9 protein-coding genes and 1 pseudogene are annotated in these 16,595 nt (G+C 62.8%); 4 read left to right on the forward strand and 6 right to left on the reverse strand.

Features of this window, described 5'->3' with window-relative positions; genetic code table 11:
* From VTU_RS0101875 to VTU_RS25310, 4 genes and pseudogenes are all read left to right on the forward strand, one after another.
* Window positions 1–372, forward strand: a 372-nt coding sequence (locus VTU_RS0101875; protein ID WP_010100191.1) for a redox-active disulfide-containing membrane protein, incomplete at its 5' end; no start/stop codon positions are given.
* Complete coding sequence (locus tag VTU_RS0101880; RefSeq protein WP_010100193.1) at window positions 369–1,535, forward strand: COX15/CtaA family protein; 1,167 nt, start codon at window positions 369–371, stop codon at window positions 1,533–1,535. The genes VTU_RS0101875 and VTU_RS0101880, both read left to right, overlap by 4 nt.
* A complete protein-coding gene (gene cyoE, locus VTU_RS0101885) occupies window positions 1,532–2,431 on the forward strand; it encodes a heme o synthase (RefSeq protein WP_010100194.1) in 900 nt (299 codons plus the stop codon). Before VTU_RS0101880 ends, cyoE begins: the two co-directional genes overlap by 4 nt.
* A gap of 50 nt (window positions 2,432–2,481) precedes the next feature.
* A pseudogene (locus tag VTU_RS25310) lies at window positions 2,482–3,080 on the forward strand (SCO family protein).
* Here the strand turns inward: VTU_RS25310 and VTU_RS0101895 are convergent.
* The 6 genes from VTU_RS0101895 to VTU_RS25315 form a co-directional block, all read right to left on the reverse strand.
* Window positions 3,077–4,147, reverse strand: a complete 1,071-nt coding sequence (locus tag VTU_RS0101895; protein WP_010100196.1) for a ParA family protein — start codon at window positions 4,145–4,147, stop codon at window positions 3,077–3,079. The pseudogene VTU_RS25310 and the gene VTU_RS0101895 overlap by 4 nt on opposite strands.
* Window positions 4,148–4,152: 5 nt before the next feature.
* A complete protein-coding gene (locus VTU_RS0101900) occupies window positions 4,153–5,352 on the reverse strand; it encodes an ATP-binding protein (protein WP_010100197.1) in 1,200 nt (399 codons plus the stop codon).
* A 411-nt stretch (window positions 5,353–5,763) separates the two neighbouring features.
* Entirely contained in the window at window positions 5,764–6,537 is a 774-nt protein-coding gene (locus VTU_RS0101905) for a thioesterase II family protein (protein ID WP_010100199.1), read from the reverse strand.
* Entirely contained in the window at window positions 6,521–8,062 is a 1,542-nt protein-coding gene (locus tag VTU_RS0101910) for an aminotransferase class V-fold PLP-dependent enzyme (RefSeq protein ID WP_010100202.1), read from the reverse strand. Before VTU_RS0101910 ends, VTU_RS0101905 begins: the two co-directional genes overlap by 17 nt.
* A complete protein-coding gene (locus tag VTU_RS0101915; protein WP_010100204.1) occupies window positions 8,059–14,517 on the reverse strand; it encodes a non-ribosomal peptide synthetase in 6,459 nt (2,152 codons plus the stop codon). Before VTU_RS0101915 ends, VTU_RS0101910 begins: the two co-directional genes overlap by 4 nt.
* On the reverse strand, window positions 14,514–16,595 hold a 2,082-nt coding region (locus VTU_RS25315; RefSeq protein ID WP_010100206.1), incomplete at its 5' end, for a type I polyketide synthase. The genes VTU_RS25315 and VTU_RS0101915, both read right to left, overlap by 4 nt.

A 16,595-nucleotide genomic window follows, 5' to 3' on the forward strand; every position in this document is an offset into this window, starting at 1 on the left:
TGCGACGCGCCGTGCCAAAGGCAGCTGTACCTGCAGCGGCAGCTGCGTGAAAGCCTGGGCAAGGAAAAGGACCGCCTGGACTGGGTCTGGCTGATCAACGATTCCGCCAGCCCTGCGCAAGCATTGGCGCCCGCGCTCAGAAAGGCCACCGTGCTGCGCGTCGATGGCGCGGCGCTCGCTGCCTGGCTGGCTCCCGCCCCGGGCCATCGGCTGACCGAGCATCTGTATCTGATCGACCCCATGGGCCACTGGATGATGCGCTTTCCCGCCGCCCTGGACGCTGCCGGCGCCGCCCGGGCCCGGCGGGATCTGGAGCGCCTGCTGCGCGCGTCCTCTTCGTGGGACGAGGCCGGGCGGCCGGAAAAACCATGACCGAGGCACGGTCGCTCTACGATCTGGCGCCCGCGGCCGAGCTCATGCTCCTGGGCCTGGTGCTCGCGCTCGGGCCGCTGGCCTGGGTCTGGGCGCGCAATCGCAGCGGCCCGCAGCGCCTGCAAGCGCTGACCATGCTCACGCTGTTTCTGACCTTCGACCTCGTCCTGTTTGGCGCTTTCACGCGCCTGACGGATTCGGGCCTGGGCTGCCCCGACTGGCCGGGCTGCTACGGCAGCGCCAGCCCGCTGGGCGCGCATGCGGAGATTTCGGCCGCGCAGCAGGCCCTGCCCACGGGCCCGGTAACGCACGCCAAGGCCTGGGTCGAGATGCTGCACCGCTATCTGGCCACGGGGGTGGGCGTGCTCATCACCGTCCTGACGGCAGCGTCCTGGCTGCAACAGCGCCGGGCCGGCGCAGCGCAGCGTCTGCCCGTCAGCCCCTGGTGGCCCACGGCGACGCTGCTCTGGGTCTGTCTCCAGGGGGCCTTTGGCGCGCTCACGGTGGCACTGAAGCTGTTCCCCGCGATCGTCACGCTGCACCTCTTCGGCGGCCTGGTGCTGCTGGCCCTGCTGTGCGTGCAGGCGGTGCACCACGCGCAGCGGGCGCCGCTGCCCATTGCGCCGGCGCTGCGCCGGGGCCTCGTCGGGACGGCGCTGCTCCTGGCCCTCCAGGTGCTTCTGGGCGGCTGGGTCAGCAGCAACTATGCCGTGCTCGCCTGCACCACGTTCCCGACCTGCCAGGGAAGCTGGTGGCCCGCGATGGACTTTGCCCAGGGCTTTCAGATCTGGCGCAAGCTGGGCCTGCTGCAGGACGGCAGCCACATCGGCTTTGCCGGCCTGACGGCGATCCACTACGCGCACCGCCTGATGGCCTACGCGGTGCTGGCGGCGCTGGGCCTGCTGGCCTGGCGCCTGCAGCGCGGCGCGCGGCTGACCGTGCAGGCACGCTGGCTCGCCGGTCTTGCGCTGCTCCAGCTGGCCACGGGCCTGTCCAACGTGGTGCTCGACTGGCCCCTGCTGGCCGCCGTGCTGCACACCGGCGGCGCCGCAGCCCTGGTGCTGGTGTTGACCTGGGCGCTCGCGGCCAGCCGCGCAGCAAGCGCGCACCAGGCGTTTTCTGCACCGTCGGGCGCAGCGCGCGCATCGGGAATGTCCGCATGAATGCTGCCCCCGCCGGCGTTTCTCCGCCCTCGATCCTGCGGCAGTTCTACGTGCTGACCAAACCCCGCGTGGTGCAGCTCATCGTTTTCTGTGCGTTCATCGGCATGGTGCTGGCCGTTCCCGGCCTGCCGTCTGCGGCGCAACTGGGCCGCATGGCGTGGGCCTGCGCAGGGGTGTGGCTGGTGGCCGCGGCGGCGGCGGCGTTCAACTGCATCGTGGAGCAGGGCATCGACGCGAAGATGAAGCGCACCGCATGGCGGCCCACCGCCCGGGGCGAGCTGTCGAACACGCAGACGCTGCTGTTCTCGGCCGTGCTGTGCGCGCTGGGTTCGGCCCTGCTGTATTTGCGCGCCAATCCGCTGACCATGTGGCTCACGTTTGCCACCTTCGTCGGCTACGCGGTGGTCTACACGGTGATCCTCAAGCCCCTGACGCCGCAGAACATCGTGATCGGCGGCGCATCGGGGGCCATGCCGCCCGTACTCGGCTGGGCCGCCATGACCAACGACGTGGGCCCCGAGGCGCTGATCCTGTTCCTGATCATCTTTCTGTGGACCCCTCCGCATTTCTGGGCGCTGGCCCTCTACCGGGTGGAGGATTACCGCAGGTCGGGCCTGCCGATGCTGCCCGTGACGCATGGCAACGAGTTCACGCGCCTGCAAGTATTCCTGTACACGCTGATCCTCTTTGCCGGCGGCCTGATGCCGTTCATCCACGGCATGAGCTCCTGGATCTATCTTGCCGCCGCCGTGCTGCTCGGCGCGGTCTTTTGCGGCTACGGCTTTGCGCTGTGGCGCAATTATTCGGACGCGCTCGCGCGCAGGACCTTCCACTTTTCCCTGATCCACCTGAGCGCGCTGTTTGCCGCCCTGCTGCTGGACCACTACCTGCTGTAGCAGACACCATGCGCAACACACTCCACACGATCGCCGCCGCGGCCCTGTCGATGGGCATTGCGGGACTCATCGGTGCATGCTCCGGGAAAAAGCCCAATTCCGCGGTGTGGACATCACCGGGATAGGCGCCACGCAAGCAAACGACGCGCAAAACGCGCCGAACTTCGCGCGGGACCTCGGGCTGACCGACCACAACGGCCAAGTGCGCCCCATCCGGGATTTTGCGGGCAAGGTGGTGATCGTCTTCTTTGGCTACACGCAATGCCCGGACGTCTGCCCCACGTCCCTGCAGGAACTCGCGCAGGCCAAGCAGTTGCTGGGCCGGGACGGGGAGCGCATGCAAGGCATTTTCGTGACCGTTGACCCCGAGCGCGACACCCCCGAGGTGCTCAAAGCCTATATGGCCAACTTCGACCCCGGTTTTCTCGCGCTGCGCGGAACGCCCGAGCAGCTCGCACAGGTCGCGCGGGACTTCAAGATCTACTACAAAAAGGCCGAGGGCAAGACGCCCACCAGCTACACCATGGACCACTCGGCGGGCAGCTACATGTACGACCCCGCCGGGCACCTGCGGATCTACCACCGCTACGGCAGCGGCGCGCAGGCCCTGGCGGCAGACGCCAAGATCCTGCTCGGCAAAGCGGGCTAAGCGCGCGCTGCGCCGGTGCCAGTACCGGTGCCGCTGAGCGCATCGAATAACTCCAGTTGGCTGGACGCAGCGCAGGGCATGTGGACCCCGATGCGCTGAGCAATGGATTGCGCGAGCTTCCTGAAATCGTCACGTGCCCCTGCGGCAGCGTTGGCGTGCGAGCCGATGGCCCCCTCTGCGGCGAGCAAGGAGAAGATGGGCTTGCGCGCCTCCTGCGCAAGAGGCATCAAGCTGTTGTAGTTTTTCAGCAGGGCCAGACAGAGAGGGTCTTCTCCGATCGGTGGGGACTCCCCGGCGGGTTCGTCCAACACGCTGCGCCTGAATTCGGCGGGTATCCGATCGAGCCAGCGCGTATACGCCTGCACGGGGCGCGCCAGGCGCACACCATGGCGCATGGCGACATAGCCCACAGGCTCCATCGTGCCCGATGGCAGGTCAAACGCCGGACGCTCCCAGCGCGCGCGGCGTTCGGTCCAGTCCGCTCTCCATTTGCGCAGCGCGGGCCCCAGGTTGCGCAGGCCCTGCAAGGAAAAGAGATCCGCGCCCAGTGGCACGATCACATGGCTGCTGGCCAGCAAGGCAGCGCGGTTGATCGCGCCCAGATTCGGTCCCACGTCGAACACGATGAGGTCGGCAGCAAACCGCACAGCGGCGTCCTGGGCGCTGCGCCAGAAAGCCGTGAGGATGCGCATGGGTCGGTCCTTGTTCTCGCTCAGCGCGGCGGTCCACATGGACGACAGTTCGTCCTCAAAGCTGGACAGACCCAGATCGCCGGGAACGAGGGCAAGATTGCTGTCCACTTCCTGGAACTCGACAGGCGCGTAGTCGCCAATGCTCAGCAAGGGTTTGACGCTGCGAAAAATGGTGCCTGCGCCCGCAGCGTCGTCCCAGAGCTGCGCGAGTCGGTCTTCGTCCAGAAAGGCCGCCGTCAGGTTTGCCTGCGGGTCCAAGTCCACGGCAACGACCCGCAGCCCTTGCTCGGCGTACATCCATGCCAGGTGATAGACCAGCGAGGTCTTGCCAACGCCGCCCTTGTTGTTGAAAAAGGTGAGAACGGGAACGGGCATGCCAGCTACTTCCGGACGGTGACGAGTACCCGGGTCTCTTGCGGGTCGAATTGCGCAGGGGGGTTCCCGTTTTCGGCGAGCAGCCTGCGGGCCGTGGCTATGCCGACACCGAAACGCTGGACGTAGCCTTGCGTTTTCATTGCCTCGGCGAGGTGTGGATTGCGGTAGTCGGTGACCCCATCCTGACCAAAATTGGCGACGGTAACGACACCGTATGGACCGCCGGGGTTGAGAATCTCGATGCGGTCGGAAAACCACGTGACCCGGATCGGCGCATGCGTGCCTTCGTAGCTGCGGTGCATGATGGCATTGCGCGCCAGTTGCTGAAGCGCGGCAAGCGGATAGTCCGGACGCCGCTTCTCCGTGTCGGCGGAATGAACGTCGACGGACGTCGAGATATGCGCCCTGAGTTTGTCGTCCAGCCGGCGGATCACCTCGCTCATGCGCCCGTCGATCGCTGCCTCGTCGAGGATGGGGGCATCCCATTCCGGTCCATCCACGCGCAGGAACTGCACGTAGGCACAGGGAATGAGGTCCCGTGTTCTCGTTGCGAGAACGAGACTTCCCATGACCGTGGGCACGGGGTTTTGAACCGACTCGATCATCCGGCACGCAGTCAGGCGTTCCTCGTAGGTCCGGTCATTGGCCTCGAGAACATCCGCAGCAAACGCGGCTGTGAGGTACTCGCTCTCGAAGACCACACGGCTCAAGTCCGCGAGCGTCGCCAACGGGACTGGCTGCAGGTCGAATGGCAGGTCCCGGTGTCTTCTGCGCTCGTTGAGAATGCTTTCGTCTTGGCGGCCTGCAATGCTGCCGCGGGGGCCGACACGAATGTACGTGCGGCCCTTGTAGCGCACGGGTGGAGCGTCTGACGGATGCACGGTGACGACGGCCACCTCTGCGCCAAGCAGCGTCCGCTTCTCGACAGTCATGGAGGGGATGGGCTGGATGTTGCCATCGGCTCGGATGCCTGCGAGTGTCTCCAGCAGATCGCCCGTGATGGCAAGGTTTACCGGTGTCCCGTCGTCCCTGACCCCGACGAACGCGACCCCCGGTTGACGGTGCCCGGGAAGGTCGTTGGCAAATGCACAGATCGCCTGGCACAGCTTCTCGCGCACGTCGCGGCTGTACGCCTCCTTGCGTTCGCTGCGGTCAGATTCCGGGTTGGCAAGAAGCGCCTCGAGGTCTTCGTCTGAAAGTCTCATGGTGGTTGGTTTTTGGCGCCGCTTGGCCTGGACGGGGTGTGCGCCCAAGGCCCGCACAGAAGTCGGCACAAACACAGCCGGGACGATGCATTCGCTGCGATTGTCGCATCCATCTGCCCCGCCTGTTTTCGAGGCAATTTCGAGGCAAACTTGGCCGAAGGCAATCTGGTCAAGGCGGTCGCATCAAGCAGAGCAAGGCCGCCAACCTGATCAGTTGGCTACGCGATTACTGACGTGGTCGATCCATCCGGTCCTCGGTGACGAAGACCTACGCCGTCCCGGTCGCCAGGATGGATGCAGACGTTACCAATGACGATCGGCACGTTGACCCGCCCAAGTTGACTGGACATGCACCGGCCAGCAACCGGGGATAGTGCCTGACGCGGGGGGTTGTCGAAAAAGGCGGCGCCCTTACCACGCCAAGTGGTGAAGGCAATGCGTATTGACTACCTGGTGGATGCTGCCGAGAAGGTTTTGGCGTGCCGCTGGCTCGTTGAGATAGAAATGCCCACCCTTGAAGCAACGGGCACCAATCCAGCAGTGACTGTAACGCTTCCACTCCTGCAGTTGCTCCAGTCGGAAGTCAGGCTCCTCGTCACCTCCCACGACGAATAGTGGAGATGCCAACGGTGCGCTTGCCTCGAAGCAGTAGCGATCCAACAGGGCGAAATCGTTGCGCAATACCGGCAGGAAGAGTTCAAGCAATTCCGGGCTGTCTTCCAGTGCCTGTGACAGGCCGCCATAACGGCGTACCTGCTTCAGAAAATCGCTGACAGGCCACTGGCTTCGTGAAGGATCCACCCGACTCCTGCAGTGCGGAGGCTCGCGACTGGACAGAATCAGCAAGGCCGGTTGACGAGTCCCTGCTGCCTGCAATTGCTGCGCCATCTCGTACGCCAGCAAAGCCCCCATGCTGTGGCCGAAGAGAATGAAGGGGTCCGGAATGCCGGTAAGCGTACTTGCAATCAGTTTAGCCGCGAGTGTCTTGGCATCATTGCACAGCGGTTCTCCGAAGCGCCGTCCCCGTCCCGGCAACTCGATGGGACATACCTTGATCCACTCCGGAAGCAGGCCATTCCAGTCCCGGTACAGTTCGGCGCTACCACCTGCGCAGGGCAAGCAGTACAGGCGGATGACAGCAGGCTCACCCGCTGCGGGAACGTTGAAGTCATGAGTTTTGAACATGTTCAACGCTCTTTTCCTTTTCGAATCCCTGTTCTTCCAACTGCATGCCGCACGCGACAACTTCATCAAGAATCGGATCGATGTCCTCGATGCGGCACAGGGGGTTGAACATCACCGCGCGCAGCATGACGCATGCGGGCGTCGCCTGGCCTGGTAGCACACGTTCGGTTCGTGAGAGGAAACTGGTACCAGAGTGGCGCAACAGCTTGTGCAGGCGCACGTTCAACGTGTTGATTTCCGGATCCTGTCGGATGGCGCGGGCGTGGCGGAAACGCCGGGGCAGATAGCGGAAGACGACCAAGTTGGTTGGAGGCTCTTGCAAGAGCTCCATATCCGGGCGGACCTTGATCCGGTGCGCCAGGGCTCGCGCACGCTCGAAGCTGTCATCGATGTATCTTCCGAAACCGTCACCACCGATCAAATGCAGTGCCGCATGGAGATAGATGGCGTTGGCAGGTCGCGAACCTTCGAGCGTGAAACGACCGCTGTCCCGAGAGCCGGAGCGCACTGCATAGGGGGCTGTCGACAAAAGCATTCTCGACAGATCGCTATTCCGATACAGCAGTATTCCTGTACCCAGCGGTGTCAACAACTGTTTGTGGGCGTCAAGTGTGACGGTATCGGCCTGCTCAATCCCGGCTAGCAACTGTGCATGGGTGTGTGAGAACAGGAACGGTCCACCCCAGGCTGCATCGACGTGGAAATGGGCACCTTCCGTCCTCGCTCGGCACGCCAGTTCCTGCAGGGGATCAATGCTACCGAAGTCTGTGCTTCCGGCTATGCCAACAATGGCCAGTACTTTGCGACGCTGGCTGCGGCACGTTGCCAAGGCGATGTCCAACTGGTCCAGTCGCATGGCACCATGGGCGTCCACATCAATCTTCAGCAATGCGTTCGACGACAGTCCAAGTAGATCCATCGCCTTGTCGAACGAGTAATGCATCAGCCGGGAGCCGAGGATCACTGCATCGGTGTAGCCCTGCTCGTGGAGTTGGCGCCACCAAGTCCCCTGGTCGGTGAAGCCCCGCTTTCTGGCGCACCACATAGCGGTCAGGTTGGCCAGCGTTCCTCCGCTGGTGATAAGGCCCGGTGTGCTCTGGCTGTCGGTGCTCATCTTGTGGTAGCTCTGCTCATCCAGGTCGAACACCGTTCGATGCAACATGATCAAGGTGTTGCGTTCCAGTGCGGTCAATCCGCCCGACGACTCGGTCTTCATCAGGTTCTGATTGAACGATGTGACCAAGCGCGACAACTGTGGCATGAACACCGGCAGCGGCGAAGTCATGTGGCCCAGGCAGCGTGGATGGTGCATGCAGGCGGCCTCGGCAAGGCCGTCCTCGGCCAGCCTACCGAGGTAGTCTTCAATGCCCATCGGCTGCTCAGGCACGCGGGTAGCCGGCGTTGGTGTTGCAGACAAGCCGACGCTGCGCCCTTGCTGACGGTAGCGATGGACCAGGGCGTCAATCTGTTCGGTCCAGCACCGCTCCTGGCCCGTCTCCCAGAAAACCGGCTCCGACAGTTTCACCTTTCGTTCCCCTCTATGCTTGGATCGTTCAGTCGTTTCCGGAGCCTCTGACGTGCCGTCGGCGCAGGCAATGCTTGGTCCTCTTGCTCGGAGACACTGCCTGTTAGTCGGCGGGCCAGTTGGCTGAGTGTGCTGTACTGGAACAATTCCGCGAGGGTAATTTCCGACGCGGGATAGCAGAACTGTAGCTTGGCATGCAAACTGGCCAAGGACAGGGAGTTCAATCCCAACTCATAGAGGCCACATTGCGGATCGAGGTTGGGTGTTTCGTGACCGACAAGCGAAGCAATCAGTTCTGCAAGCTGGCGTTCCCGTGCATCAAGTACGTATGTCGGCTGGTTTACGGAAACACCCAGACCGTTCAATAGGCAGGCGCGGTCGATCTTGCCATTCGGAAGCATGGGCAACTGCGGCAGGACTTCATATCGGGTTGGAACCATGTAGTTCGGCAACTGCGCCATCAACGCCTGTCGAACCCGGGCAACGATCTTCGTCCGCGCGCCATCGCCGGACTCGATCCATGCCACGAGTTGCCGGCCGCCTTGCGGATCCGCCACCGCCAGGACGATAGCGTCTCCTTCACCGTTGGCTGCGCGAACGTGCTGGTTGACCTCGGCCAGTTCGACTCGGTTGCCGCGGATCTTGACCAAGTCGTCAAAGCGCCCCTGAAAGACAAGCTCACCATCGGCGCGCCAGTGGCCCCAGTCCCCCATGGCGAACAGCGGCTCCTGCACCGTAAGTCTGGCCGGCGCAATCGCATTGCCGACGCCATCAAGGTAGCCCACGGGCAAATGGTGCCCCGCGACATGGATATGACCGCTGTTGCCTGGCGCAACCACGTGCCCCCATTTGTCCAGCAGGTAGATCCTGCAACCCGGCAATGGCTTCCCAAGAACGACCTGATCCTCTCGGGTAGGCTGGCGAGGCCACTGGTAGACAGTGACATCGGCGACCTCGGAACTGCCGTAGCAGTTGACGAAACGCAGCGCCGGCAGCATTCGGTAGAGCGCCTCCACGTCCTCCACATCAGCGGCTTCGGCACTGCTCAACAGGATATCCAGCGATTGCCACGATCCCAACAGATCGACTCCATCCCGCAACCAACTGCGGATCAGGCTGGGTACCACGACCATGCGACTGACCACGTGCTGTGTCATGAGGGGAAGAAATCGCCGGCTGTCGACGACGGTATCGGTCGAGACAACCACGCAACGGCATGTGGCGAGCAAGGGGTCGAGGATTTCCCAGAGAGAGTCGACGAAATTCAACGGGGTACGGATGGCGCAACAATCGCGCTCCGTCAGCAGATAGGTCTGTGCCAGCCAGTCGGTCCGGTTCTGTGCGGTCGCCCAAGTGCCGATGATGCCTTTCGGCGTACCCGTAGACCCGGAGGTGAACAACAGGTACATGGCCTGTTCTGGCGAGGGGTAGCTGCATATCGAGCTGCTTGGAGTGGCGCCCAGCAGCGCTTGCCATGGACGCGCCTGCCTGTCGTACGGTGACGACAGCTTCGCGCAATGTGTGTCGTCGCTCAACAGCAGTGCCGGCTGAGCCTGCGACAAGATCGCCGCAATCCGAGCGACCGGATAGTCTGCGTCCAGCGGCAGATAGATCGCACCAGTGAAGATGACCGCCAGCATGAGGCCGATCTGCTCGGCGGAGCGAGGCAGGTAGACGCCTACCACCACGTCAGGCCCGGCCCCTTGCTCTCGCAACCCGGACGCCATGCGCTGGCTGCGCTCCAGCAACTGCGCGAAGCTCGTATATCCGCCTTGATCAATCAGCGCGCACCGGTCGCCGCCACGCCGCAAGGCGGCGAGCAGACGTTCCGGGAGATTGATCTGCGCCGGGGCATGCTTTATTGCCGGAACACCACCCTGTCCAGACCAGTAGTGCAGATCCAGCAATGGGGTGCCGGGCTGCGCAACGACTGCATCCAGCAACCGGGCATAGTGTTCCAGGAAACGTTGCATGCGTGCTTGGTCGAACAGACTGCTGGCGTAGTTGAGCTCCAGCCAAAGGTAGCCTGCATCCGGTATCACATACAGGTCCATATCCATGTGCGACGTGTGGAGGGGAGGCGGCCGTTGCCTCAAGCTCACTCCACCCTCCAGTTCTGGCCAAGCATGACGCGGCTGCATGGCGAATCCGGCTTGGTAAAGCGGATGCCGACTGTTGTCTCGCGGCACGCCATCCATCGCCACCAGCTTTTCGAAGGGATAGTGCTGGTGTTTCAGCGCCGCCACGATCCGGTCCTTGTTTTGCGCGAAGAACTCGCCGAACGGCTGCTCCGGGTGCCATTGCGTGCGCATCAGAACGTTGTTGACGAAGCAACCGAGCATTTCATGGGTCGCGGGATGATCGCGGCCGGCAACGTAGGTTCCCACTACGACGTCTTCCTGCTGGCTGTATCGTCCCAGCAGCAGTTGGTAGACGCTGAGCAGTACCATGAACAGCGTGGCGTCGTGCTGGCTGGCCAACCTCTCCAGGCGGACTACCTGCTCCCGCGTGAAGCGAAGGTTGACGCTTGCGCCACGGTAGTTCTGACGCGCGGGCCGCGGGCGATCAGTGGTGAGATTCAGCACCGGCAGGTCACTCAGCTCATCCTGCCAGAATTGCCTTGACACGCTGTCTTCCTCCTGGGCTTGTTCCCAGGCCGCGTAGTTGCCAAAGCTCCAGTTTCCGCACGGAACCGGCTGTCCTCTGCGCAGTGCCGCATAAGCATCCGCCACTTGCTGCAGCAGCACGCCAGAGGACCAGCCGTCGAACACAATGTGATGGAAGTACAGGGCCAACAGCCAGCCTTCCGGCCCAGCGTCTACCAGGACTGCCCGGGTGCTGATGCCATTTTTCAGATCAAAGCCTTGGTGGACAAAATCCGCCATCCAGTCGCGCAGGGTCAGTCCGTCCGCCAGTCGGACGTGCGCCAATCGGGGCGGCTGTGCGTCCGACAACTGATACGGATGCAATTTCTCGGGGTCGAATCCGAACCTGCAGCGCAGGATTTCATGATCCGCCAGCACTGCATCGACCGCCTTGCCCAGGCTTTCCGCGTCCAACGGGCCTTCGAGAGAAAAAAACAGTGGCAGGGCGTAGGCTGTACTGTCCGACTCCTGCTGCTCAATCAACCACAAACCCCTTTGCGACCATGACAAGGGGGCCGCTGGCTCCCCTCTGACCGGTAGTTCGCGGAGTTGCCCCCGCTCCCAGTCGACATCGGATCGACCTTGCGCTGTCAATTCCTCGCGGATTTTCGCCGCCAGTTGATCCAGCGTTGGAGTGGCGAAGATTTGTTGGGTAGCGAGGCGTATACCGGTGCGAGCCTCGATAGCGCCAAGCATGCGTACTGCGAGCAGCGAGTCGCCCCCCAGGTGGAAGAAATTGGCCTGCCGCGATGCCGCATGCCTTCCAAGCAGGGTGCCCCAGCACTCGGCCAGCCAGTGCTCCAGCGGACCTTGCAGATCCATGGCAACGTCCGCATTGGCACTGTCCACGAGGCTGCGTGCGGACAATGCGCGCCGGTCTACCTTGCCGTTCGCATTCAGCGGCCAGTGGTCGCAACGTTGCCAGATGGCGGGCACCATGTTGGCGGGGAGCGCTTGGATCGCATGGGAACGCAGCACGTTTTCTCCCAGGTCGCTCTCCACCCATGCAACGAGCTGCGGATGCGGCTCCTTGCGTAGTTCCACAATGGCGCGCCCGACGAAGGAATGGCGCTGCAGCACGCTTTCAATCTCGCCCAGCTCAATACGGTAGCCATTGAGCTTGACCTGGCTGTCACGGCGCCCGATAAATTCAATGCTGCCGTCTGGCAGATAGCGCCCCAGGTCACCGGTGTGGTAGCTGTACGTCTCCAGGTCCGCCAGCGGCCCGAAAACCCGGGTCGATCCCGCGCCACTGCACAGGTAACCCGGGCTGAGCCCATCGCCGGCGCAGACCATTTCGCCACACACCCAATCGGGGCACTCTTCGCCATCATCGTTGACGATGTAGTAGCGGCTGTTGGAGATGGGTTTGCCATAGGGAATGCTCGCCCGGTCCGTATCCTCGGGGCGCAATGTATGGGTGATATTCCAAACGGTGATCTCGGTCGGCCCACCGGTGCTGTGGACGGTGACGCCGGGCGCGATGCGGGCAAGGCGGTATCCTATGTCAACCGGCAGCCAGTCGCCACCCAAGGTGACTTGACGCAGGCTACCGACCGATGCTCCCGTGTGTTCGGCATGCTCAATCAGCATTTCGGCAAAGGCCGGCACCGAATTCCAGTAGCTGACCCGGTGTTTCAGCATCAGCTTGATCCATTGCGCTGGATCGCGTCGGTGAGCCTCGCCCGGCATGACGAGCGCCGCTCCCAGGAATAGGCTGCCCAGAATTTCGACGACGGACATATCGTGGTGCAGGGCAGAGACTCCGAATACCCGGTCCTCGGAGGTAAGACCGAGCCAGTGGGCATTGTGTTCCAGCAAATTGATCAGACCGCGCTGCTGGATGGGCACACCCTTGGGCTGGCCGGTGGAGCCGGAGGTGAACAGCACGTAAATTTCCGCCTCCGGAGACCATTCGAGTTCGATGCCTTCGATCTTCAGCAATGACGTTGGCCATCGGCTGCATGCCAGGGCCTCGCCTGTGCCCTCCCAGGTCGGCAGTTCGTCGTGAGTCAATACCCATACGACCTGTGCAATCCGAGCGATTTCGTGCTGCCGTTCCTGAGGTTGTTCGATATCGAGCGGAACGTAGCTGCGCCCGGCAAGCAGGCAGGCCAGGATCGCCACGATCTGCTCGACGCTTTTCCCCAGACGGATGGCAATGCGTCCTGGTTCGCTACGCAATACTTGGGCGAGCGCATTTGCGCGCCCGACCAGTTCCTGATAGGTCAGGACTTGCTCGTCCACCCTTAACGCCACGTTCTGCGGCCAGCGCTGGGCGGCGCGAGCCAGATACCAGGCAAGCGGCATTTCCGGCCACGAACGTGCGGTGCGATTGGCTTCGGCGCGTCGCGCTCGTTGCTCCTCAGGTAGTTGGACAATCTGATCCTGCTGCAGAATCTGCGCTCCGGTAGGTGATGCCAAGCGTCGGACGATATCTGCAAAGACGCCGAACATGGCGTCGATCATTCCCGTCGGGAAGCGACCTACCAAGTAGTCCCAATTCAGGCGCAGACAGCCTGCCTCCTGATAGTACTGGCAGTCAAGCCAGACCTGCGGGGTCTGACTCAGGCTGTAGGTCGGTTCTCCCAACGCTACCGTAGCCGCGTGCAGGTTGTCCGTTCCGCTGACCGTTTCGGGCAAGGAGGTGAACACGATAGGGGCTGGCGCGTGACTGCGTCCACCGCTCAACTGATTCAGTTCGCGCAGGACGCGGACACCCGAGACGGCATCGTTCTCCATGTCCAACCAGAGTTGCTGCTGCATGGCCGCAATGCGCTCACCGAAGCGCTTTTCCCCGTCCAGCATGACCTCGAGCAAGGTGAAAGTGGCGAATTCACCGAGCACCGAGTGAATGTCCGGGTGGATGGGCTTGCGGTTGAAACGGGGCATGTTGAGCAGAAAATGTCGACTCCCGGACCAACGGGTCAAAACTTCCGCATAGCAGGCGGCCAGTAACGTGGTCAAGGTCAGACCGTGGTCGGCAACCAGTTTGCGGATCGCCCGTGTCTGCTCCGCCGTCAGGCTTATTTCGCAGCGCTCGAACCGCGGAGGATTCGGCACGCCTGCACCGACCGTCAAGGGCAGGCTTGGTGCGCTTGGCAACCGACCGATGCGTTCGCGCCAATAGTTCAAGGCGCGTGCATGGACCGGGCCTTGCTCGAATTCCATGCATGCCAAGACGTAGTCCCGGAAGGTCATGCCGAGCGCCGGGAGGGCGCAATCCGGATCACCGTACAGGCATGCCAGTTCATTGATCAGGGTCTGGATGCTTTGGCCGTCGATGCACCAGATGTCCAAACTGATCATCAGGTAGCCGATACCATTGCCGGTATCGCACCAATGGACGCGGTGCTGGGGCCACTGCGACAGATCGGCCTTGTAGTGGGCCAATTCATCCCGCAACATCGAGAGCCGCTGTTGCTGCTCCCGTCGCGAGAGCGAGCGCTGGTCGTGTCGTTCCGGAAGCCCTGTACCCGGCTGGTAAGGCAGAATACGTTGCTTTCCCTCTTCGGTTATGACCACACGCAGCATGTCGTGGCGGGCCACAAGCCGGTCCCAAGCTCGGCAGAGTCTGTCGAAGTCGAATCGCTCAGTGCGGCGTTCCATGAAGCAGTGCATGCCCGTCTGATCATCGCCCTGGCGTCCGATCCAATAAGCCTGCTGCATGTCGTTGAGCGGGAATGGCTCGAAGCGGCTGGCTTCGTCGCTGCGCAGCACCGGCAGCGGGGAGTTTTCGCTACTGGATTGTCCTTTTGCCAATCGCCTGCGCAGCAGATTCAGGGCATCATCCGAGAGCGTCTCGTTCATGATTGCACCTCACTTGCGGCTTCTGCTTCGAGTACCGATGCAATGGCGTCCACCAAGTCTCCCAGGGTTCGCATCTTCATCATTTCGGCCATGGGCAGGTCGATGGCCAGATCGCGCTGCACGGCGGCGCGGATCTGGATCGCTGCCAACGAATTTCCGCCGAGCATGAAAAAGTCGGAACTCCGACTGAGCGACGGTGCACCCAGTGCATGTCGCCAGTAGCCCGCTACAAGGTCGAAGAGCGGGTCCTGCTGCTGCGCATCGACCTGCTGCGGGATGGCAACACCGGGTTGGGAGGACGGCGTGCCAGCCACTTCCTGAGAGTCGATCCAGTGTCGTGATTTGGTGAAGGGGTATCCAGGGAAGGAGATTCTTCGTCCTTGCGGATACAGCGCGCCGATGTCACTGACCACCCCCGAACAGAACGCTTGTCCCACTTGTCCCAGCCAAGCTTGATAGCCGGACGCGCCCTCGACAAGGCCGGGCAGGCAGCCTCGTGGCAACCGACGGGCAACCAATCCCGTCAGCAGGGGCTTGGTGCCGATCTCAAGGGCGCTAGAGACATTCAGGGCTTGCAGTTGCTCCAGGCAGGCAGTGAAGCGCACGGTCTGACGCAGATGGTTCCGCCAGTAACGGGCGTCGGGTGCAACCTGCAACAGGGTGCCGCTCAGGTTGCTGAGCATGGGAATAGCAGGTGGGCTGAATTCGCAGGAGGACAGTCCCGCTTCGAATTCTTCCAGGATCGGATCGAGCAGCCGCGAGTGGAACGCGTGTGTGACGGTCAACCTCACAGAGTCGACTCCGGCGTCTCTCAGGGCCGTCCGGAGCCGGTCGATTTCCTCTGCATGACCCGACACCACGATTTGATCCGGCGCATTGTCAGCGGCTACATCCAAGTCGTAGCCATCGCGTAGCACCTGCCTTACTTCCCCATCCGATGCCTTCACCGCCAGCATGCCCCCATTGGAGGGCAGTCTGTCCAACAGCCTGCCGCGCAGGCAGACCATGGTCATCGCAGTTTCCAGGGACATCACACCGGCCACGCACGCGGCGACGTATTCGCCAAGGCTGTGGCCGAGCACCATATCGGGCTTGATGCCGAACTCACGCCAAGCTTCCGCAAGTGCGTACTGAATGGTGAACAGCAAGGGCTGGAGCGTTGCAGCCTGATCCAGCGCTGGCGCCATGTCAAACTGCCCGGAAAGCCAACCGGCCAGAGGAAGGGGGTATTCTGCAGGGAGCGCCGAGTTGCAGGCGTCAGCAGTTCGCCGAAACACCGGCACGTGCTGGTAGAGCCCTGACGCCATGCCCTTGTACTGGGCCCCCTGACCGGTGAAGACCCAGGCCATCCTGTCAGTCGGTTCCGCGGACGCCGCAGTAACCACCGGCAACTTGACCGCGAGATCCCCGGTGTCGCGGACCACCAAGGCCAACCGGTGGGAGAATCTGCGGCGGCCATGAGCGGCAGTAAAACAGAGGTCCGCCAGATCCGTGGATCGTCCGGGGCCGGCAACCCATTGCTGAATCCGCTCCCGGTAACGGTCCAGAGCGGTGGCATCACGCGCGCTGAGTACGAACAGGTGCGCGGGCAGTTGCCGTTCCGTTCGCTCTGGCTCGGGGGCCTCCTGCAGCACCACATGGGCGTTTGTTCCACCGAAGCCGAAAGCGCTGACACCAGCCCTCCGGGTGCGTCCGGGCTCTCTGGGCCAGGGACGCAGGCGGTCGTTGATGAAAAACGGACTGCCTTCCAGATCCAACTGCGGATTGGGCTGTTTGAAATGCGGGGTGGGCGGCAGCATTTCGTGCTGCAACGCCAGGACCGTCTTGATCAGGCCAGCCATGCCCGCAGCGGTGTTCAGGTGGCCGAGGTTCGCCTTGACGGCACCGATGGCGCACGGTTTCATCCGTTGAGCGCCCTGGGCAAAGGCGATCTGCAAGGCACGAAATTCGATGGGATCGCCCAGACGGGTGCCCGTTCCATGGGTTTCCACATAGTCGATGGTATCGGCGCTGACTCCGGCCAGACGATGCGCCATGCGGATGACTTCAGCTTGGCCATCGACGCCCGGCGCCATGAA

This window comes from Verminephrobacter aporrectodeae subsp. tuberculatae At4, assembly GCF_000193225.1.
Lineage (GTDB): Bacteria > Pseudomonadota > Gammaproteobacteria > Burkholderiales > Burkholderiaceae_C > Acidovorax > Acidovorax aporrectodeae.

Bases quoted from the DNA above. Each gene is read 5' to 3' on its own strand.
- VTU_RS0101880 (WP_010100193.1), top strand. From the start codon at position 369: ATGACCGAGGCACGGTCGCTCTACGATCTGGCGCCCGCGGCCGAGCTC.
- cyoE (WP_010100194.1), top strand. From the start codon at position 1,532: ATGAATGCTGCCCCCGCCGGCGTTTCTCCGCCCTCGATCCTGCGGCAG.
- VTU_RS0101895 (WP_010100196.1), bottom strand. From the start codon at position 4,147: ATGCCCGTTCCCGTTCTCACCTTTTTCAACAACAAGGGCGGCGTTGGC.
- VTU_RS0101900 (WP_010100197.1), bottom strand. From the start codon at position 5,352: ATGAGACTTTCAGACGAAGACCTCGAGGCGCTTCTTGCCAACCCGGAA.
- VTU_RS0101905 (WP_010100199.1), bottom strand. From the start codon at position 6,537: ATGTTCAAAACTCATGACTTCAACGTTCCCGCAGCGGGTGAGCCTGCT.
- VTU_RS0101915 (WP_010100204.1), bottom strand. From the start codon at position 14,517: ATGAACGAGACGCTCTCGGATGATGCCCTGAATCTGCTGCGCAGGCGA.